The following is a 21095-nucleotide window of genomic DNA, read 5'->3' as shown; positions in this document are numbered from 1 at the left end:
GAAGTGGCCCGTCGACACCGCCACTGAGTACACGATTCGTGACGGGGAGCACTAAGCTCCCCTCATGAGACGGCGGTTACTGCTGATCATCGTCGGATTTCTGGCGATGATCCTGACGGCGTCGTGTGCCGCACCGCCGTCGCAACCGGCCGATCCGGTCTCGCCGAAGCCACCGATCCCGACGCTCGGGGTCTCGGGCACCTCGCTGACCCTGGACGACAAGCCGTGGTGGCCGATCGGCATCAACGCCTATCAGCTGGCCACCGATTGGTCCGTCAACGCCGGGTGTGGTGCCCAGGTGGATCTCGACGCGTACTTCAGCCGGCTCCAGCCCCATTCGCTGACCCGGTTCAATGCGTTCTCCAGTCTCGCGGTGAACAAGCACACCGGGCTGCTCGACTTCTCGGCCATCGACGCGGTCGTACGCGCGGCGGAGCGGCACGGACAACTGCTCGTCGCGGTGCTGTCCAGCAATGAGGGTGCGTGCGAAGGTGACTCGTTCAAGGACTACGAGTGGTTCGCCCGGGGGTGGCGCACCGAGGTCTCGCCCGGCGCGCCGATGACGTTCGAGGCCTGGCTGGACACCGCGGTGCAGCGCTGGCGCGACTCGCCGGCGTTGGCCGGCTGGACCGCCGTCGGGGAACCCGAACCGTCGGATTGCCGGGACCCGCAGTGTGATTGGACCCGCCGCTACTGCCATCCGGACTCACCGGACGTACTGCGCTCGTTCTACGACGCCACCGGCGCCCGGATCCGCGAAATCGACCCGGACACAGTCATCTTCAGCGGCCACGCGGGCGGCGGGCAGTGCGGCTCGGCCGGTGAGGCCTTCGAGCTGGTGAACGCGTCGCCCGGGGTGGACGTGCTGGAGTACCACTTCTACCACGGCATCGACTATCTGCCCGGAAACATGTTCGACGGTCTGGTGCGGCGCACACAGCAGGCCCGGGCACTGAACAAGCCGCTGCTGATCACCGAGATCGGCATGCAGGCCGGATCCTGCGGGTCGGTCCACCACCGGGAGCGGGTGCTGCGCGAAGCGTTCACCGAGATGCGCAGGCAGGGCACCGCAGGTGCGATGTTCTGGTCCTTCGTCCCGGATCCCCGGGCCGGCGAATGCACGCTGGACATCGGGCCCAGCGATCCGCTGATGCAACTGGTCGGCACCTCCCCGGGCTGACCGCTTTTCCGATCACGCTGAGCCTGTACCTACCCGCACGGCGGTGCCGCGCCGATAGTCGTATGCCATGACGACCTCGAGTGGACGCTCCGCCGCGATCATCGGCGCCGGCCAGACCGGCGTGACGGCGGCACTGGGACTGTTGGACAACGGATTCGATGTCACGATCTACAGCGACCGGGATCAGGACGCGTTGCGCAACGACGTTCCGGCCACCGGCACCGCACTGATCTTCGGTGCGGCCCAGCGCGCCGAGGAAAGCCTGGGGCTCAACACCTATCTGGCCACCGCACCGCTGTCCACCGGTCAGAGCGTGCGCGTCGTCGACGACGGTACCGAGGCGATCGCCTTCGACGCCTGGTTCGACGGTACCCGCGGCATCGCGGTCGACACCCGGCTCAAGGCCGATGACCGGTTGACCCTGTTCCGGCGCCGCGGTGGGCGATTCGTGGTGGAAGCCGTCGACCCGGCGCGACTCGACGCCATCGCCGAAAAGGCGGACCTGACGCTGGTCGCCACCGGCCGCGGCGGCCTGTCCGCGCTGTTCCCGGTCGATCCGGCGCGCACCGTCTACGCCGAGCCGCAGCGCAGCCTGCTGGCCTTCTCGGTGACCGGGCTGGGGCACGGACCCGATGTGTTCGCCCACCGCGGCCCGGCGGGCGGGCAGCACGAGGCATTCACCGCGGTGAGCGGTCAGGGCGAGACGTTCTGGGGGCCGTACCTGCACAAGGACGCCGGTCCGAGTTGGGCGTTCCTGGGATGGGCGTTGCCCGGCAGCGACTGGGAGCGCCGCTTCGCCGGCGTCACCGACGCGGCGTCGGCGCTGGAGGTGACCACCGGTCTGCACCGCGACTACATCGATTGGGATCTGCCGGAGGTCAGCCGGTTCCGGGTGATCGAGGAGGATCCACATTCCTGGCTCACCGGTGCGGTGACCCAGTTGGTGCGCCGCGGGGTCGGCCACACCGCCGGCGGGCATCCCGTTGCGGCGCTGGGTGATACCGCGATCTCCTACGACCCGATCGCCGGTCAGGGCGCGCAGGGTGGGTTGGTGCAGGCGGCCGCGCTGGTGCACCGGGCCGCCGCGCACGACGGCCCATTCGACACGGCCTGGCTGACGGCGGCCTTCGAGGAGTTCTACGACCACCGCGGACGGTCGGCGCAGTTGGTGACTCAATTGTTCCTGTCCGACCCGGCTTTCGCCGAGATCGGCGGTCTTTTCTTCGCCGCGGCCAGCACCAGCCCGCGGTTCGCCGGCAAGTTGTTCGGACTACTCGACGACCCGCGCCGGTTCGACGGGGTGACCTCCGAGGACGCCGCCAAGGCGCTCATCACCGAGTTCGCCGGTGAGCCCGCCGATGAGGTGCTTGCCCGGTTCGAGCCGCCGGGCAGTTTCGCGCGGTCGGAACTGCTGTCACCCGCCGCCTAGCAGTCTGCGTTTCTCGGTCTCGAACTCGGTCTCGGTGAGTGCACCGCAGTCGCGCAGTGCGGTCAGGTTGTTCAACTGCTGCAACCGGATGCCCTCCTCGGTGGGGATGTACGGCGGCGACCGGAATTCCGACGGCGTGTCACCGATGTCGAAGGTCGGCGGCGGGGTGCCCGGCACGGGCCGCGGTGTGGCGCGCACCTTGGCCGCCCAGACCCGCGCGAGGATCAGCACCGCCGCCGCGACCCCGGACAGCGCGGCGCACCACCACGGCAGCCCGCCGTACCGGCTGCCGTGGCCGAAGGCCAGCCGGGGGCTGACGAAGGCGCTGACATTGCCGTCGGTACGGATCCGGTAGGCGCCATCCTCGGCGACCTGGGCCACCCACACCCGGACGCGGGCATCGTTGTTGACCGTCGTTGTGGCGCCGATGCTTTCGGTGACCGTCGGCTCCGGGACACCGGCGGGCGGGTCGATGGCCATCCGCAGATCCGGTATCGGCAGGCCGCCGTCGCCGCCGCCGCTGATCTGGGTGTGGAAGCTGACGTTGACCGAGCCGGCCGGCAGGTGCAGCGTGGCGGTGCCGGGGACGGGGACCTCGCCGTAGGCGTTGTACCGGTCGAAGACGAAGGCGTTGAGCAACAACGACGCGATGAACCCGACCCCGGCCACCACCATGGTCAGCACGGCAAGGATGGTGAGGAGGCGTGGCGCCGCCGCTCGGCTCATGGGGTGCAGTCTGACACGGGCGGGATCCGCACGCCGCGGTTCATCGACGCCCGGGGGGACAGCTTCGTCGGCGCACCGGAGGGCCTACGGTCGAGACGTGAAGTTCGATGAGTACCGCAGTTACGACGCGACCGGACTGGCCCGACTGGTGGCCGACAAGGACGTCACCCCGGACGAGTTGCTGGAGGTGGCGCGGGCCCGGGCGGCCGAGGTGAATCCGCGGATCAACGCGATCGTGCGCGAGGTCCCAGCCCCGCCCGCAGACCCGGTCGCCGGGCCGTTCACCGGCGTGCCGTTCCTGATCAAGGATCTCTCCCAGGACTACGCGGGGCTGCCGACCTCCGCCGGATCGAGGGCACTGGCCTCGATCCCGGCCGCGGAGCACGCGACGATTGTGCAGCGCTGGATCGACGCCGGGCTGATCATCTTCGGTAAGACCAACACCCCGGAATTCGGCGCGAAGGGGATCACCGAGCCCACGTTCTGGGGCCCGGCGCGCAACCCGTGGGATCTGAGCCGCAGCCCCGGCGGATCCTCGGGTGGCTCGGCCGCCGCGGTCGCCGCGGGAATCGTGCCCTGCGCCGGCGCCAATGACGGTGGCGGGTCCATCCGCATCCCGGCGGCGTGCTGCGGGCTGGTCGGCCTGAAGCCCGGGCGCGGGCTCACCCCGATGGGCCCGGCGACGGCGGAGTCGCTGCACGGTTCGGCCGCCCAGGGTGTGGTCTCCCGCAGCGTGCGGGACACCGCGGCCATGTTCGACGTCATCAGCGGCGGCGAACCGTGGGGGCCGTACGTGCCCGGGCTGCCCGGCTCCTCGTTCGCCTCCGCCGTCGGAGAGGATCCCGGCAAACTGCGCATCGGGGTGCGGGTGCCCACCGCGATCACCCCGTCCCCGCACCGCGAGGCGTATGCCGCGGTCGCGGCGACCGTGCAGACCCTGACCGAGCTCGGCCACCACGTCGAGGAACTGCCCGAGGCCCCGTTCGACGACGCCGCACTGGCCCGGGAGTTCCTGCTGTCCTGGTTCGTCTATACGGCATGGGAATTGGCTGAGGCCAAACGGATCTCGGGCGCCGGCGACGACGGGTTCGAACGCGACACCCTGATCCTGGCCGCCCTCGGCCGGGCGACGAGCAGCGTCGACTACCTCGATGCCGTGCAGCGCCGACACGAGCACACCCGCCGGTTGACCACCTACTTCGAGTCCTTCGATCTGCTGCTCACCCCGACGCTGGCCACCCCGCCGCCCAAGATCGGCGCCTTCGATCTACCGACGATCCTGGAACGCGCCTCGGATCTGCTGATCAAGACCCGCACCGCGCAACTGCTGCGGTTCACCAAGATCGTCGACGACACAGTCGAACAGAATCTGGGCTGGGTGCCCTACACGCAGTTGGCCAACATCACCGGACGTCCGGCGATCTCGCTGCCGTTGCACTGGACCGCGGACGGTCTGCCGCTCGGCGTCCAGTTCGTCGCGCCGCTGAACGGGGAATCCCTGCTGCTCCGGCTGGCCGGGCGGCTCGAGGAGGCGATGCCGTGGGCGGACCGGGTGGCGCCGGTGGGCGGCTGACCGAGCGGCTCGGCCGTATCTCCCCTGCGGGCCCGGCTGTTGTTATCGTCGGAAATATGCCCGAGTCAAGCGTGGTGGTGCGGCCGGTGCCGGTGGGCAGCGGCGACTACAGCGCCAGTTCGCGGCTGCAGGCCGCGGGGCTGACGAAGGCCATCGCGCTGTTCGAGGAGGCTGCCGCGGTGGTGCCGATCCCCAAGGCGCCGCTGCCCATCCTGATCGCCGATTACGGCGCCGCGAACGGCCACAACTCGCTGCTCCCGCTCAATGCCGCGATCAAGGTGCTGCGTAAACGCGCACGCCCCGAGCATGCGATCGCGGTGACCTACACCGACGTCCCGGAGAACGACTTCAGCGCACTGTTCCGGACCCTGCGAGAGGACCCGGACAGCTACCTCGACCACGATCCCTGCACCTACTCCTCGGCGGTGGGCCGGTCCTACTACAGCCAGATCCTGCCGCCGAACACCGTCAGCCTGGGCTGGTCGTCCTGGTCGGTGTTGTGGCTGAGTTCGGTGCCGGCCCCGGTCACCGACCACATCCTGGCCGCGTTCAGCGCCGACGAGGCCACCCGGTCCGCGCACGAACGCATGGCCGCCCGCGACTGGCACGAGTTCGTGGCCTTCCGGGGCCGTGAACTGTGCCCCGGCGGACGCGCGGTGGTGATGACGATGGCGGTCGCCGAGGACGGTGAGTTCGGCTACCGGGAGGTGTTCGCCGCGCTGATGGCCGAGCTCGGTGAGCTGGTCTCGCGGGCAGTCATCACCGCCGACGAGTTCCGCAGCATGAACATCCCGATCGTCGGCCGTCGCGCCGCCGACTTCCACACCCCGTTCGCGCCCTCGGGCCGCCTCGAGCAGCTCACCATCGAGCATCTGGAAGTCTTCGATGCCGAGGACAGGTTCTGGGGGCAGTACCAGAAGGACCGGGACGCAAAGGCTTTCGGTGCACAGTGGGGGGCGTTCCTACGGGCGGCGGTGTTCGGAACGCTGGCCGGCGCGGTCGGCGCGGATGCGCCCGGCAGCGCCGAGACCGCGGCGCGGCGCGCGGTGTTCTGCGACGCGCTGGAGTCCGGGGTCGCGGCCCGGATGGCCGACGCACCACAGCAGACCCAGATCCCGATGGCCCAGATCGTGCTGCACAAGAAGCCGCGTCCGCCGCGTTAGCCCCGGGGTGCGACGGCGGCGTCGATCAGGTGCGGACCCGGCTCGGCCAGCGCGTCGGTGAACTGCTCGGCCAATTCCTCGGCGGTCGTGGCGCGTGTCGCGGGCACACCGAAACCCGTTGCGATGGAGACGAAGTCGATGTCCGGGCGGCCCAGCGTCAACAGTGACTGCGCCCGGTCACCGGATGCGGCGCCGACCCGGCCCAGTTCCATCTGCAGGATGGCGTAGGCGTGATTGTTCAGGATCACGACGGTGATGTCGAGTTGTTCGCGGGCCATCGTCCACAGCGCCGAGATGGTGTACAGCGCACTGCCATCGGCCTGCAGGGCGATGACCGGACGGTCCGGGGCCGCGACCGCGGCACCCACGGCCACCGGCAGACCCTGCCCGATGGCCCCACCGGTCAGGGTCAGCACATCATGGGGCGGTGCCGCGGCCGTCGCGGATGGGATCAGCACCCCACTGGTATTCGCCTCATCGGAGATGATCGCGTTCTCCGGCAGCAGCGCACCGATGACCTGAGCCCAGTTCACCACGGTGAGCGGACCTTTCGGCAGCACCGGAGGTACCGCCTGAGCTACCGGAGCCGGTGGCGCGCCCAGATACCCGGCCAGCGCAGTGAGGTCCGCGGGGTCCAGGGTGTGCACCTGCGCACCGGTGGGCACCAGCCCGCTGGCCCGGCCGGGGTAGGCGAAGAACGCCACCGGGGCGCGGGTGCCGACCAGCACGATCTGGGTGGCGCCGGCCAGCTGTTGTTCGGCCTGTTCGGCGAGATAGCCGAGCCGTTCGACGGCCGGGATACCGCGTCCCCGGGCAAGTCTGGCCGGGAAGGTCTCCACCAGGACCCGGGCCCCGGTGGCCGACGCGACCCGCGCGGCCGCGGTCAGTCCCGCGGCGGAGGTTGCTCCCCCGCCCAGCAGCAGCACGGTGTGCCCGCCGTATTCGCGCAGCAGTTCGGCGGTCGCCGGTACCCCGATGCCGCTCGGACCGGTATCCGGCGCAGTGTCCACGGCCGGCGGTTCGGTGCTCTCGGCCGGCCCCCAGGAGTAGTCGGCGGGCAGGATCACGGTGGCCACCCGGCCGGGCGGACCGATCGCACCGGCGACCGCCCCGTCCAACGCGGAGGCCAGCGCCGATGCCGAATGTGGCCGGTACACAAGCCCTTCCGGCCAACCGGCCAGTGCCTCGATGTCCGACTCCAGGGGCGCGTCGAACTCGGCGTGATAGGTGGCGTGGTCGCCGACCACGTTCACCACCGGGGTGTGCGCGCGGCGGGCGTTGTGCAGGTTCGCCAGCCCGTTGGCCAGACCGGGCCCCAGGTGCAGCAGGGTGGCGGCGGGGCGACCGGCGATGCGGGCGAAGCCGTCGGCGGCGCCGGTCGCGACACCCTCGAACAGGCACAGCACCGCCCGCATCTGTGGGTGCGCGTCCAGCGCGGCGACGAAATGCATCTCGGAAGTGCCGGGATTGGCGAAACACACGTTGACGTCGCCGGCCAGCAGCCGCTGCAGGACGACGTCGGCTCCGGTGGTCATGTCAGCGGATGGTGCCGGCGCCGGGGATCAGCGGCAGGTCCAGCGCGGTCACCCAGCCCGGCGGCAGATCGTTGACCGCGGGCACCGCGTTCAGCGCCCGCAACCCGGTGGCCAGACAGCCCGCGGCGGCCGCGTCGCGCCCGGACCCGTCGGTGAACCGGAACGCGGTCTCCTGCGAGATGCTGGGCGTGCCTTCGATGTCGACCCGGTACACATCGTTGTCGTTGCCGGTCGGCCAGTCCGGCGCGGCATCCAGCCCGATGCGGTTGACGTGCTCGAGCTGGATGCGGGTCTGCCCGTTGAACCGTCCGTTGACGGTGAACCGGACCGCGGCCACGTTGCCCGCGGCGATGACGCCCTTGGCGGACTGCCGGTCGGTCGGGGTCACCCACTTCTCCCAACTGGTGGTGATCTCGTCGAGGGTGATGCCTGCCGCGTGCGCGATCATCGGAACCGTTGCGCCCCAGGCCATGATCAGGATCTCCGGGCTTTCCAGCAGCGGCCGGTACTCGGGTGGACGGCCGATGCCCATCTCGAATTCGTAGTCGCCGGTGTAATTGGTGTAGTCGAGCAGTTCGGACGCCCGCACCGTTTGGACCTCGGAGCACAGTCCCATCAGCGTGAGCGGGAACAGATCGTTGGCGAATCCGGGATCGATCCCGGTGGTGAAGCAGGACGCTCCCCCGGTCTCACACGCCTCGGTGACCGGCTGGATCCAGTTCGGCGGGTTGAGGTGCATGGCCGGCCAGACCCACGGGGTCATCGCCGTCGAGCAGACGTCGATCCCGGCCCGCAGGAAGCGGGTGATCAGGTCGATGTTGGCGTCCGCATGGGCGGCCGTGGGCCCGTAGTGCACCAGGGCGTCTGGTTTCAGTGCGATCAGTGCGTCGACGTCGTCGGTGGCCGCCAGGCCCAGCGTGGACCCCAGCCCGCAGATCTCACCGACGTCGCGCCCGACCTTGGCCGGGTCACTGACGCCCACGCCGACGAGGTCGAACAGCGGGTGCCGGACGATCTCGGCGATCACCATCGTCCCGACGAATCCGGTACCCCACACCACCACGCGCTTGGTCATCGCCACCCTCTCGGCCTCAGCAGCAGCGGTCAGCTAGAAGCAACGACGGAGGCCGCCGGGTTCACAGACGAGCGGATACCGCTGCACCGGGATCGGCAACGGTTCACGGAAGCTGAGGGTGAAGTGCTTGGTGTCGATGGTGGCCGGCAGGCCGCACACCTGATTGTGCGAGACGCTGCGGGTGCCGCTCATCGTGTCGGTGTTGAACTTGACCATCTCCAGGATGGCCTGCTCGCTGCCGTCCGGGCAGGTCAACCCGTCCTTCACGTTCGTGGAGAACGCCCACTGGCCATTGGTCAGTTTCGCGTCGCCACCGACCATCCAGGACGTCGGGGTGCCGGCCACGTGCAGGGTGCAGGCGACCGGGTCGCGGATCTCGGCACGCAGGTCGCCGACCACGGGCACGCAGACCGGGTAGATCGTCCAGGTCCCGACGGACGGCACACCTTCCTGGCGGTAGTCGTAGATCCCCTCCAGGACCTGCTGTTGCGCCTGGGCCGGACCGGCAAAGCCGACCATGGCAGCAACGAGCAGGACGGCACTGAACAAGCCGCGAAAGATGTTCACCCCCGCAGTATCGCAGGGCACTTCCGACACGTCCGCACTTTGTCCCGTGAGAGAGTCGCCGTCATGACCTCATTGGACGGAAAAGTGGCGTTGGTGACCGGTGTCTCGGCGGGCCTGGGCGCGGCGACGGCGAAGTTGTTCGCGGAGCGCGGCGCAACGGTGTACGGGGTGGCCCGGGACTCCGAGCGGATGGCCGAGGTGTTCGCCGACGTGCCGGGCGGCCGGTTCGGGTCCTACGACATCAGCACCGCCGACGCCTGCAAGCAGGCCGTGGCGGACTGCGTCGCGGCGTTCGGCCGCATCGACGTGCTGGCCAATGTGGCCGGGTTCCACCAGATGCGGCGGACCGCGTCGGTGACCGATGCGGACTGGGATTTCGATTTGGCGGTGAACCTGAACGGTCCGTTCTATCTGAGCCGCGCCGCGTTGCCGCACCTGCTGGCCGCCGGTGGCAACATCGTCAACGTCTCCTCGGTCGCCGGGGTCGAGGGCGAGGTGTACTCGGCCGGGTACTGCGCGGCCAAGCACGGACTGATCGGGCTGACCCGGGCGATGGCGGTGGAGTTCACCAAGGAGAAGTTGCGGGTGAACGCCGTCTGCCCCGGTGGGATGCTGACCGCGCAGGTCACCGAGTTCGCCGCGCCCGAGGACGCCGACTGGGATCTGATCATGCGGATCGCCGCGCCGCGCGGAATGATGGACCCCGTCGATGTCGCCAAGACCATCGCCTTCCTGGCCAGTGACGACGCGGCGGCGATCCACGGCGCGGTGTACCGCGTCGACAACGGAAAGGGCGCCGACTGATGAACCGTCAGGCCATTGCCGAAACCGATTCCCGCACAACCTCGGTCGCCACCGTGGGCAGTACCGCGGTCGAGGGATCCGTCGCGACCGTCGGCAGCGCGGCGGTCGTGGGATCGATCGGCACCGTCGGCAGCGCCGGGGTGGCCGGATCCGTCGCCACCGTGCACAGCGCCGGGGTCGCGGGGTCGATCGGCGTCGGCGGGAGCGCCGGGGTGGCCGGCGGCTTCGCGGTGGTGGGCAGCGCGTTCACGGTGCTGTGCGCCGCACTGGTCGGCTGTGTGGCCTGTCTGGCGTGCGTAGCCTGCAGCGGGTGCCGGGGTTGCGTGGCGTGCGCGGGCTGCACCGATTGCGTGGGGTGCATCGGATGCGTGGACTGCTCGGGCCTACGCGGCGCGGTCGGGCTCCGCGGCGTTCACGCCTAGATCTGGCGACGCCGCCCCAGCAGCCCGGCCGCACCGACCGCGCCCAGGCTGAGCACCGCGCACGCGATCGCCGCGGTGATCAGGTAGGTCTGGCTGCGGTCGGTCGAGGGCACCTCCTCGGAGGCCAGCCGCAACCGGTAGTCACCGGGTAGCGGGGCCTCCCGCGGAGTGTCCAGACCCGGGTACTGCTGGGTCCGGTGCACCTCGAATTGCCTTTCACCGCCGGCGTTCTGCTTCCACACGCCCCACACCGGGGTGACCCCGTCGAGGAGCACCCGGCGCTCGCCGTAGCGGGCGTCGTCACCGACGTCGACGATGCGCTGCACCCGGAACGGCTCGTACACCGCGTCCGAGTACCGCACCTGCACCGGCACGTTGTCGTAGCGCCACAGCGGCGGCGGGGGCGGCGGGGCCAGCGCGCCGATGGTCGGGATGAACCCGCCCCCGAAGAAGCTGCCGACCGCGACGCTGACGGCGGTGTTGACGGCGTTGAGCACGACCGCGGTGAAGCTGTAGGCGGCCAGGTCGGCGACGTACATGACCATCCGCTGCAGCGGCGGGATGACCACTGTCCTGGGCCGGTTCTCGTATTCGTAGACGATGCGCACCGGGTCGCGGTACGGGTTGACGATCATCGGCCGGTAGAACTCGTCGTACTGCACCCAGTCCGAGCTCCACTGCCGCACCCGACGGTCGAAGTCACGCTGCTCCGCGCGCAGGTCGCGCTGATCCTCGCGCAGTTGCCGTTGGTCCTCGCGCAGTTGGCGCTGATCTTCGCGCAGATCGCGGCGCTCCTCGCGGAGACGGTCCTCTTCGTTGGAGATACCGATCAACGACGACAGCTGCGCGAGCTCCTCGACCTTGGCCGGCTCGGGTTTCACCTCGACCGGCTTGGCGTTGCTGGCGAGCACCACGTCCTCGACCGGGGCGTCGAGAACCTGCGGCTTGAGCGTTTCGATCACCCGGGCGGCCGGCTCGACCTCGGTGGACTCGACGGTCTCCGCCGCGTCGTCGGTTGCCGATGCATCGGTCTCACGAGCATCGGTCTCGGGCGCATCGGTCTCGACGGTGTCGGTTGCGGCCGGCTCGGTCTGTGCGGCATCGGTCTTCCGGACCTCGGTGTCCGAAGCCGGTTTCTCCGTTGCCGTTTGACCGGCCTCCGCCGGCTTCGGCGCCTCGGTGGTCTCGCGTCCGGCCGACTTGGGCCCGTCTTCTGCCCTGCTGGATGCCGCCGAGGTTTCGATCGGTGCGGCGGCGGGGGCGGTTGTCTCCGCCGGCGCCGAAGGTGAGGTGGTCACCCGGGTGCTCGGCCGCTTGGTGGTGGTCACCGGCGCCTCGGCCCGGGGTTCGGGTTGAGGTTTGGGTACCACGGTCTCGGGTGCGGCCGGCTCCGGTGCGGCGGTCCGACTCGGCGTGACGACCGCAGGTTCGGGGGCGGGTTCGGCAGCCGGTTCCGGTGCCGCGGTCACCGCGGGCGCCTCCGGGGTCGCCACGGGCGCCTGCGTCTGCGGCGGTGACGCGGGCGCCTCCGCAGTGACCTCGGGTGCCGCCGGGGTCGCCTTCGGGGCCTCGTCCCGGCCGCCCCGGCCTTGCCCGTTTTGGCCCTGCCCGCCACCCGACTCGGAGCCACGCGACTCGGACCCACCCGACGAGGACGGCGCCTGCACCGTCGTCGTCACGATGACGTCGGAGTCACCACCGTCCGGTTTTGCCATCGCCGGCGCCGCCCCGACCGTCAGGGCGGTCAGCGAGATCACCACGCCGGAGGCGACCCCGGCCACCAGGGATCGCCGCAGAAATTCCTCACGCGCTGCACCCATCGTGCATCGACTCCTCAACTATCAAAGAGTGCGGCGTTCTCAGCCACCACTGCCATCGCAGTCATCTCCCCCAACACCGGCCCACGGGGCCCAGCAGTTGTCTTGCATGGTTCATCGCTGCAGCCGACGCAGTGTTACAGCCAGATCCGGTCAAGATCCCGCCAACCGGGATGGAGCCGGCGGCCACCGGTCGTTGTGCTGATCAGCGCCACGAAAGGAGGTGCAACAGTGAGGAAGGGCACACTCGCCAACACCGTCGCCACCGCCGTGGCGGCACTGGCCGCGTGCGTGGTCGTGCTGGGCGCCGGCCCGCGCACCGACGACGACCTCGTCGATCAGACCGAGGACAACCAGAACTCGCAGAGCGTCATCACCCTGCCGGGGTCCGGGCCGATCATCGTGTTCTGAAACCGGGGTCTTCCGGTAGCCGCGGAGTCTGACACCATCGGTCCCGGATCGTCGACGGGAGAACGGGATGGCTGCGCGCGAATTCGTGCTGACCGACGAATTCCGCGACGCCATGGCGCTGCTCGCCGAGGGCCGGCACGTGTTCCTGACCGGCAAGGCCGGCACCGGCAAGTCGACACTGATCCGCCGGTTCATGGCCCAGACCGACCGCAAGGTCGTCGTGGTCGCGCCGACCGGGATCGCCGCGCTCAGCGTCGAGGGCTACACCATCCACCGGCTGTTCGGCTTCAACGCCACCACCAGCCTCGCCGACATCCGGACCGGCCGCTACTACCCCGGCCGGTTCGCAAGGACGGTGAAGGCACTCGACACGCTGATCATCGACGAAGCGTCAATGGTGCGGGCCGACCTGTTCGACAAGGTGGCCGCCGCGCTGGAACGCTTCGGTCCCGATCCGGGCACCCCGTTCGGCGGGGTGCAGATCGTGCTGGTGGGCGATCTGCACCAGTTGCCGCCGGTGGTGACCGAGGCCGAGGCCGCGTTCTTCACCGACCGGTACGCCACTCCGTACTTCTTCTCGGCCGACTCGTTCCGCCGCGAGGACTTCCCGATGGTCTCGTTGACCACCGTGTTCCGCCAGCTCGGCGACGACCGGATGACGGCCATTCTCAACGAGATTCGCGAGGGCCTGCTGCTCGGGCATGCGCAGGAACAGCTCAACGCGCGCACCGACCCAGACTTCGTCCCGCCCGAGGACGAGTTCTGGCTGACCCTGGCTCCGACGAACCGGCTGGTGACCGCACGCAACCGGCAGCAGCTGGAGCGGCTGGCCGGCGAGGAGATCGTGCACCATGCCCGCCAGTCCGGTGATCTGAGCCTGTTCGACGCGCCCGCTGACGAGACGCTGCGCTTCAAGGTCGGCGCCCAGATCATGATGCTCACCAACGATCAGGCGGACCGCTGGGTCAACGGCACGCTCGGCAAGGTGATCGCCCGGGTGCAGGGCGACGAATCGGCGGTCGTCGTCGAGTTCACCGACGGCAGCCGGGCCGAGGTCGCACCGTTCACCTGGGAGGCGACCCAGCCGGTCGTCGACGGCGGCGGCCTGCGCCACGAGGTGTGCGGCACGTTCACCCAGTTGCCGTTCAAGCTGGCCTGGGCGATCACCATCCACAAGAGCCAGGGCCAGACGCTGGACCGGTTGATCGTCGACCTGACCGGCGGCATGTTCTCCTACGGGCAGCTGTATGTGGCGTTGAGCCGGTGCACCTCGATGACCGGGCTGGTGCTCAAACGTCGTGTGCTGCCCAAGGATCTGAAGACCGACCGCCGGATCGCCCGCTTCCTGGCCGGCAGCGGGGAAACGGACCCCGGTGCTCGCCGGTTTTGTGCGATCGGGATGTCGACCGTCGGCGAGGAGGGCCGGATGTCGCGGCCTCGACCGGTGGAGATCGCCATCGCCTTCGATGACGGCACCGCGGTCAGCACCCTGGTCAACCCGCAGCGCGACCTCGCCGACGCGCGGCAGGCGTACGGCATCGGGGTGTCCGACATCCTGCTGGCACCGACGCTCGCCGAGGCGTGGGGCGTCATCGCACCGATGTTGACCGGCTGCACCCCGGTCGGCGTGGGCGTCGACGAGACCCTGGGTCTGCTCGACTTCGAGCTCAAACGACTCGGCCAGGTGACGGTGATGCCGCTCGGTGTCGAGGTGGGGCGCCGCGGCGCCCGGGCCGCCGGGGGCACCGCACTGGAGCGCGCGACCGCCACCCTGGCGGCGTTCACCGAGTCGGGTGTCACCGCCGCCGGGTCGACGCCGTTCGGCGATCCGCCCGAATCGCTCTCCGGGCACCTCGTCACCCGAGACCACAACCCGACGCCCACGGCGGCCACGCTGCCGGCGTTGTCGGCGCTGCTCGCGGTCAGCCGCCAGGTCGGGCCCGCGCTGCTCGGACGGCCCGGCCCCGCCGACGAGCTGCCGGCCACCCCGTGGATCGCGGCGGCCCGGCACTCGGTGGCCGACCAGCTGCGGGCGGCCGCCGGCCGGGTCCGGCTGACCGTGGACGCCCTGACCCGGCTACGGGCCGCCGAAGAGTTGCTGGGCGTCCCGATCCTGGACGACAACCTCGACAGCGCCAATGCCGGGGCGGACATCACCTCAGTTCTGGTGCCAGGCGCGCGGATCTGTTTCACCGGCACCGCGCTCGACGAGGCCGGGCGTGAGGTACCGCGGGAGGAGATGATGCGGCTCGCGGAGGCGGGCGGGCTGGCTCCGGTGAAGACGGTCACCAAGACGCGGTGCGAGGTGTTGGTCACCGCGGAGGTCGGCACCCAGTCCGGCAAGGCACGCAAGGCACACGAACTGGGCAAACCGGTGTTCTCGGCGGAGGACTTCCTGATGTGGGCGAGCCGGCACCGCTGACGCCGCCGAAGCAGCCCGGGGCGGTTCGTGTGGAGGCGGGCGGCCGGGCACTTTAAGGTCGTACCGTGAACCGGCTGGATCGCTTCTTCGAAATCAGCGCACGCGGATCGACAGTCGCCTCCGAGATGCGCGGTGGCGTCGTCACATTCATCGCGATGGCGTACATCATCGTGTTGAACCCGATCATCCTGTCCGGGGCGCCCGACGTCGCGGGCAATCAGCTGGGCTTCACCCAGGTCTCGGCGGTGACCTCGCTGGCCGCGGGCGTGATGACCATCGCGTTCGGCGTCATCGCCCGGCTCCCGTTCGCATTCGCGGCCGGGCTCGGGATCAACTCCTTCCTCGCCTCCTCGGTGGTCGGCTCACTGACCTGGCCCGAGGCGATGGGGCTGGTGGTGATCAACGGCCTCATCATCGTCGCGCTGGCCGTCACCGGACTGCGCAGGATGATCTTCGACGCGGTGCCGATGCCGCTCAAGCTGGCCATCACGGCCGGTATCGGGCTGTTCATCCTCTTCATCGGTCTGGTGAATGCCGGGTTCGTTGCCTCCACCGGCAGCCCGTCCCCGCCGGTCGGTCTCGGCGGCCACGGCGAAGGATCGGTGACCAGCATCCCGACCGTCATCTTCGTGTTCACCCTGTTGGTGACCGGCGTCCTGGTCGCCCGCAAGGTCCGCGGCGGCATCCTGATCGGTTTGATCACCGGCACCATCGTGGCCGTCGTCGTCGAGGCCATCTGGCATCTGGGGTCCGCCCAGGAGAACCCGGGCGGCTGGGGCCTGTCGGTGCCCACCCTCAGCGGCTCGCCGTTCGCGCTGCCCGACCTGTCCCTGGTCGGCGAGTTCAGCCTGGACAGCTTCGGCCGGATCGGCATCCTGGCCGCGGTGATGCTGGTGTTCACCCTCGTCTTCACCAACTTCTTCGACGCCATGGGTACCTTCACCGGACTGTCCCGCCAGGCCGGGGTCGCCGACGAGCACGGCAACTTCCCCCGGCTGCAGTCCGCGCTGGTGGTCGAGGGTGCCGGCGCGGTGGTCGGCGGCGCGGCCTCTGCCTCCTCGAACACGGTGTTCATCGAGTCCGGCGCCGGGATCGGGGCCGGTGCGCGCACCGGGCTGGCCAGTCTGGTGACCGGCGGGTTGTTCCTGGCCGCAATGTTCTTGACGCCGCTGGCGGCGATCGTACCGACCGAGGTCGCGGCCGCCGCACTGGTGATCGTCGGCGCGATGATGGCCTCGCATCTGCGCGAGATCGACCTTGCGGACTTCTCGATCGCGCTCCCGGTGGTGCTGACGGTGGCGGTGATGCCGCTGAGCTATTCGATCGCCAACGGTATCGGCGTCGGCTTCATCGCCTGGGCCGTCGTGCGCACCGCGGCCGGCAAGGGCCGCGAGATCAGCCCGCTGCTGTGGGTGGTCGCGGCCGGCTTCCTGCTGTACTTCGCCCGCGGCTGGCTCGACTCCATGCTCGGGGTGTGAACCCCGTCGACGAGGTCAAGCCCGACCGGCGACCGCACGTCATCCGGCTCGCCCTGCTGGCGGTCTTCCTGCTCGGCCTGTACTACCTGATCGGGGTGGCGCGGGTCTTCGACCTGGACGACATCCGCGGCGCGGTGGCCGCGACCGGACCGGCCGCACCGTTGGTCTACGTGGTGGTCTCCGCCATTCTGGGCAGCCTGTTCGTGCCCGGCCCGCTGCTGGCCGCGGGCAGCGGCGTGCTGTTCGGCCCGGTGCTGGGCACCTTCGTCACCCTGGGCGCAACGGTGGGCACCGCGACGATCGCCAGCCTGGCCGGCCGCCGAGCCGGCCGGGACAGCACCCGCGCGGTGCTCGGCGTGCAGCGCGCGGACCGGATCGACGCCCTGATCGAGCGCGGCGGGCTGTGGGCCGTGGTGGGCCAGCGGTTCGTCCCCGGAATCTCGGATGCGATGGCGTCGTACGCGTTCGGCGCGTTCGGGGTCCCGTTGTGGCAGATGATGCTCGGCGCGTTCATCGGCTCGGTCCCGCGGGCGTTCGTCTACACCGCGCTGGGCGCTTCGGTCGGGGACCTGTCCTCACCGCTGGTCTACGTGGCGATCGCGGTGTGGTGCGCGACCGCGGTCATCGGTGCGTTCGCCGCGCACCGGGGATACCGGGGCTGGCGGGCCGGCCGCACCGGCGACGCCGGTTCGCAGGACGGCGACGCGTGACGGATGATCGGGGCATGCGACGCGACGTGGGGGCTGAACTCGAAGTCAACATCACCGCCCCCACCACGCTGGAGTTCCAGATCGCCGTCGCCCCGCATCCGGGCGCCGAGGTGTCCGAGTCGCTGAGTTTCGTATTGAACGGCGAAGCCGTGGACGCCCAGGAGATCAGCGGCACACACGGCAACCGCATCCACAAGTTCGACGCCGGCGTGGGGCATCTCCGGGTGGACTATTCGGCGACCGTCGTCGGTGTCGCCGAGCCACCGCCGGTGACCGACTCCGACCTGTCGATGTACCTGCGGCCCAGCCGATACGCCGAGGCCGACAAGCTGTTCGGCTTCGCGGGCACCGAATTCGGGGCGCACTCCGATCACGCGACCCTGGTGGCCGAGGTGACCGCCTGGGTGGGTCGCCGCCTGCAGTACGTGCCGGGTTCCAGCGATCCGATCGACGGGGCGGTGGACACCATGCTGGCCGGAGCCGGAGTGTGCCGCGACTATGCGCACCTGGTGGTGGCGCTGCTGCGCGCGGTGAAGGTACCGGCCCGGTTGGTGTCGGTGTACGCGCCGGGCCTGTTCCCGATGGACTTCCATGCGGTCGCCGAGGCGTTCGTCGACGGGCAGTGGCGGGTGGTCGACGCCACCCGGCTCGCGCCGCGGGACAGCCTGGTCCGCATCGCCACCGGACGCGACGCCGCGGACACCGCGTTCCTGGACAACCACAACGGCGCGATCTTCCTGAACCGGCTCAGCGTTCGGGCCATCACCGAGGGTGACCTGCCGACGGATTCGGCCGACCGCCTCGTGACGCTGTACTGACCCGTCCGGTGAGGCAAGGCTGTCCTGCCATCGACGGCGACGATCTGGTAAAAAGCAAGTACCTCTAATCGATCAGGAGTGGCTTCCGACGTGCCCGACTCTCCCGCGGCCCCGGTCGTCGCCCCCCACCAACAGCGGCGCGGCGGCATCGCCGGCTTCATCCGCCGGTTCGCCGTCCTGATCATCATCGCCTGGGTCGCACTCGTCGCCCTGCTGAGCCTTACGGTGCCCCCGCTGGAAATCGTCGGGCAGATGCGGTCGGTCTCGATGAGCCCGGACTACGCCCCCGCGGTGGTGGCCAGCAAGCGGGTCGGCCAGGTGTTCGACGAGTACAAGTCGGACAGCTCCGTGATGATCGTGCTGGAGAGCGAGCATGCCCTCGACGCCGACGCGCACTACTTCTACAACGACATGGTCGACCGGCTGGAGGCCGACACCGAACACGTCGAGCACGTCCAGGACTTCTGGGGCGACCCCCTGACCCAGGACGGCGCGCAGAGCTCCGACGGCAAGGCCGCCTACGTCCAGGTGTATCTGGCCGGCAACATGGGCGAGTCACTGGCCAACGAATCGGTACAGGCCGCCACCGACATCGTCCGGGCCGTCCCGCCCCCGCCGGGCGTCGAGGTCTTCGTGACCGGCATGTCCGCGCTGGCTGCCGATCAGCAGATCTCCGGTGACCGCAGCGTCCAGGTGATCGAAGGCGTCATCTTCCTGGTCATCATCACCATGCTGCTGCTGGTGTACCGCTCGATAGTCACCACGATTCTGGTGCTGGTGATGGTGGTGCTCGGCCTGACCGCGGCCCGCGGCGTGGTCGCGTTCCTGGGGTATCACGAGCTGATCGGGCTCTCGACGTTCGCCACCCAGCTGCTGGTGACGCTGGCGGTGGCCTCGGCCACCGACTACGCGATCTTCCTGATAGGCAGATATCAGGAGGCCAGAACCGTCGGCGAGGACCGAGAATCCGCGTACTACAGCATGTTCCACGGCACCGCCCACGTGGTGTTGGGTTCCGGGCTGACCATCGCCGGCGCCATGCTGTGCCTGCACTTCACCCGGCTGCCGTACTTCCAGACCCTCGGTGTGCCGATGGCCTTCGGCATGGTGGTGGTCGTCCTCGCCGCGCTCACGCTGGGCCCGGCGATCATCACCGTCGCCAGCCGCTTCCGCAAGATCCTGGAACCCAAGCGCTCCATGCGCATCCGCAGCTGGCGACGGGTCGCCGCGGTCGTGGTGCGCTGGCCGGGTGCGGTGTTGTTGGCGACCATCGCGCTGTCCCTGATCGGTCTGCTCGCGCTGCCCGGCTACCGGACCAACTACAACGACCGCAACTATCTGCCCGAGGACCTGCCGGCCCAGCAGGGCTACGCGGCCGCCGAGCGGCACTTCGGGGTGGCCCGGATGAATCCGGAGCTGCTGCTCATCGAGACCGACCGCGACCTGCGTAACTCGGCGGACTTCCTGGTGATCGACAAGATCGCCAAGGCGGTGTTCAAGGTGCCCGGCGTCGGCAACGTGCAGGCCATCACCCGGCCGCAGGGCGAGCCGCTGGAGTTCAGCACCATCCCCGCCCAGATGAGCATGGGCGGCACCAATCAGCAGATGAACCAGAAGTACATGGAAGACATGTTCGCGAACATGCTGCTGCAGGCCGACGACATGCAATCCACCATCGACACCATGAACCGGATGGTGGCGTTGATGACGGAGATGAGCGCCACCACGCACAGCATGGTCGGCAAGACCGATGCGATGGCCGCCGATATCCGTGAACTGCGCGACAACCTCGCGAACTTCGACGACTTCATCCGCCCGCTGCGCAATTACCTGTACTGGGAACCGCACTGCTACAACATCCCGATGTGCTGGGCGGGGCGCTCGATGATGGACGCGCTCGACGGCACGGACACCATGACCTCGAAGTTCGAGGAGATCCTGCCGGACATGCACCGGCTCGACGCGCTCATGCCGCAGATGCTGGAGACGATGCCGTCCCAGATCGCGTCCATGGAATCCTCCCGCGAAATGATCCTGCGGATGTACCAGACCCAGAAGGGTATGCAGGACCAGGGAATGGCGATGCAGGACAACCAGAGCGCCATGGGTGACGCGTTCAACGACGCCTTGAACGACGACACCTTCTACCTGCCGCCGGAGATCTTCAACAACGAAGACTTCAAACGCGGGATGGAGAGCTTCATCTCCCCCGACGGAAAATCGGTGCGGTTCATCATCTCTCACGAGAACGATCCGCTGACCCCGGACGGCATCAAACTGGTCGACAAGATCACGACCGCCGCCAAGGAGGCCATCAAGGGCACCCCACTGGAGGGGTCGAAGATCTACCTGACCGGTACCGCTGCGGCCTTCAAGGACATGCAGGAAGGCAATGACTGGGATCTGATCATCGCCGGGATCGCGGCACTGAGTCTGATCTTCATCATCATGCTGCTGATCACCCGCAGCCTGGTGGCCGCGGCCGTCATCGTCGGCACCGTGGTGGTGTCCCTGGGCGCCTCGTTCGGTCTGTCCATCCTTGTCTGGCAACACATTCTGGGTATCGAACTGCACTTCATGGTGATGGCGATGGCGGTGATCGTGCTGCTCGCCGTCGGCGCGGACTACAACCTGCTACTGGTGGCCAGGATCAAGGAGGAGATCCACGCGGGTCTCAATACCGGCATCATCCGCGCCATGGGCGGCACCGGATCGGTGGTGACCGCCGCCGGCCTGGTGTTCGCGTTCACCATGATGTCGATGTTCGTGTCCGAGATGACGGTGGTGGCTCAGGTCGGTACCACGATCGGGCTCGGTCTGTTGTTCGACACCCTGGTGATCCGGTCGTTCATGACGCCGTCCATCGCCGCGCTGATGGGCAAGTGGTTCTGGTGGCCGCAGCTGGTCCGTCAGCGTCCGGCCCGGTCGGCGGCACCGCCGAAACCGCTGGAATCCGTCGGGTAGT

At 69.3% G+C, this 21095-nt stretch carries 17 protein-coding genes; 11 read left to right on the top strand and 6 right to left on the bottom strand.

Annotated features, from left to right (window positions below):
- Positions 1-64: 64 nt before the first annotated feature.
- Positions 65-1180 (top strand): beta-mannosidase, encoded by a 1116-nt coding sequence (locus tag V4U86_RS09760; protein WP_395311042.1) that lies wholly within the window; start codon positions 65-67, stop codon positions 1178-1180.
- Positions 1181-1247: 67 nt separating this feature from the next.
- The gene (locus tag V4U86_RS09755) at positions 1248-2609 is read left to right on the top strand and encodes a styrene monooxygenase/indole monooxygenase family protein (RefSeq protein WP_395311041.1); all 1362 of its coding nucleotides are present in this window, start codon (positions 1248-1250) and stop codon (positions 2607-2609) included.
- Here the strand turns inward: V4U86_RS09755 and V4U86_RS09750 are convergent.
- Complete coding sequence (locus tag V4U86_RS09750) at positions 2595-3335, bottom strand: SHOCT domain-containing protein (RefSeq protein ID WP_395311040.1); 741 nt, start codon at positions 3333-3335, stop codon at positions 2595-2597. The genes V4U86_RS09755 and V4U86_RS09750 overlap by 15 nt on opposite strands.
- A 97-nt stretch (positions 3336-3432) precedes the next feature.
- On the opposite strand from V4U86_RS09750, the gene V4U86_RS09745 reads away from it, so the two are divergent.
- Both V4U86_RS09745 and V4U86_RS09740 read left to right on the top strand, forming a co-directional pair.
- Complete coding sequence (locus V4U86_RS09745) at positions 3433-4908, top strand: amidase (RefSeq protein ID WP_395311039.1); 1476 nt, start codon at positions 3433-3435, stop codon at positions 4906-4908.
- 56 nt (positions 4909-4964) lie between these two features.
- Positions 4965-6071 carry an SAM-dependent methyltransferase gene (locus V4U86_RS09740; protein WP_395311038.1) on the top strand — a complete coding sequence of 369 codons (1107 nt, stop codon included), beginning with the start codon at positions 4965-4967 and terminating at the stop codon, positions 6069-6071.
- Here V4U86_RS09740 and V4U86_RS09735 read toward each other — a convergent pair.
- The 3 genes from V4U86_RS09735 to V4U86_RS09725 are packed head-to-tail and all read right to left on the bottom strand — an operon-like array spanning position 6068 to position 9248.
- Positions 6068-7606: an acetolactate synthase large subunit gene (locus V4U86_RS09735; protein ID WP_395311037.1), complete on the bottom strand. Its 1539-nt coding sequence runs from the start codon at positions 7604-7606 to the stop codon at positions 6068-6070. The genes V4U86_RS09740 and V4U86_RS09735 overlap by 4 nt on opposite strands.
- A 1-nt stretch (position 7607) precedes the next feature.
- A complete protein-coding gene (locus tag V4U86_RS09730) occupies positions 7608-8681 on the bottom strand; it encodes an NAD(P)H-dependent amine dehydrogenase family protein (protein ID WP_395311036.1) in 1074 nt (357 codons plus the stop codon).
- A gap of 33 nt (positions 8682-8714) precedes the next feature.
- Positions 8715-9248: a hypothetical protein gene (locus V4U86_RS09725; RefSeq protein ID WP_395311035.1), complete on the bottom strand. Its 534-nt coding sequence runs from the start codon at positions 9246-9248 to the stop codon at positions 8715-8717.
- A gap of 63 nt (positions 9249-9311) precedes the next feature.
- Here V4U86_RS09725 and V4U86_RS09720 point away from each other — a divergent pair, with 63 nt between their 5' ends.
- A complete protein-coding gene (locus tag V4U86_RS09720; protein WP_395311034.1) occupies positions 9312-10052 on the top strand; it encodes an SDR family NAD(P)-dependent oxidoreductase in 741 nt (246 codons plus the stop codon).
- 7 nt (positions 10053-10059) lie between these two features.
- On the opposite strand, the gene V4U86_RS09715 is transcribed toward V4U86_RS09720, so the two are convergent.
- Together V4U86_RS09715 and V4U86_RS09710 are read right to left on the bottom strand one after the other, a co-directional pair.
- Positions 10060-10413, bottom strand: coding sequence for a hypothetical protein (locus tag V4U86_RS09715; protein ID WP_395311033.1), 354 nt, complete (start codon positions 10411-10413; stop codon positions 10060-10062).
- Between the two features lie 57 nt (positions 10414-10470).
- Entirely contained in the window at positions 10471-12294 is a 1824-nt protein-coding gene (locus V4U86_RS09710; protein ID WP_395311032.1) for a hypothetical protein, read from the bottom strand.
- A gap of 228 nt (positions 12295-12522) precedes the next feature.
- Here V4U86_RS09710 and V4U86_RS09705 point away from each other — a divergent pair, with 228 nt between their 5' ends.
- From V4U86_RS09705 to V4U86_RS09680, 6 genes are all read left to right on the top strand, one after another.
- Complete coding sequence (locus tag V4U86_RS09705; RefSeq protein WP_395311031.1) at positions 12523-12702, top strand: hypothetical protein; 180 nt, start codon at positions 12523-12525, stop codon at positions 12700-12702.
- Positions 12703-12769: 67 nt separating this feature from the next.
- A complete protein-coding gene (locus V4U86_RS09700; RefSeq protein ID WP_395311030.1) occupies positions 12770-15124 on the top strand; it encodes an AAA family ATPase in 2355 nt (784 codons plus the stop codon).
- 65 nt (positions 15125-15189) lie between these two features.
- Positions 15190-16602 (top strand): NCS2 family permease, encoded by a 1413-nt coding sequence (locus V4U86_RS09695; RefSeq protein ID WP_395311029.1) that lies wholly within the window; start codon positions 15190-15192, stop codon positions 16600-16602.
- A complete protein-coding gene (locus V4U86_RS09690; RefSeq protein WP_395311028.1) occupies positions 16599-17312 on the top strand; it encodes a TVP38/TMEM64 family protein in 714 nt (237 codons plus the stop codon). Before V4U86_RS09695 ends, V4U86_RS09690 begins: the two co-directional genes overlap by 4 nt.
- A gap of 14 nt (positions 17313-17326) precedes the next feature.
- The gene (locus tag V4U86_RS09685; protein ID WP_395311027.1) at positions 17327-18130 is read left to right on the top strand and encodes a transglutaminase-like domain-containing protein; all 804 of its coding nucleotides are present in this window, start codon (positions 17327-17329) and stop codon (positions 18128-18130) included.
- A gap of 90 nt (positions 18131-18220) precedes the next feature.
- Entirely contained in the window at positions 18221-21094 is a 2874-nt protein-coding gene (locus tag V4U86_RS09680) for an RND family transporter (protein ID WP_395311026.1), read from the top strand.
- Position 21095: the final 1 nt, after the last annotated feature.

Source organism: Mycobacterium sp. AMU20-3851 (assembly GCF_043974665.1).
Classification (GTDB): domain Bacteria; phylum Actinomycetota; class Actinomycetes; order Mycobacteriales; family Mycobacteriaceae; genus Mycobacterium.
The sequence above is the reverse complement of the archived record's forward strand: the minus strand, read 5'-3'. Positions and strand labels throughout refer to the sequence as shown.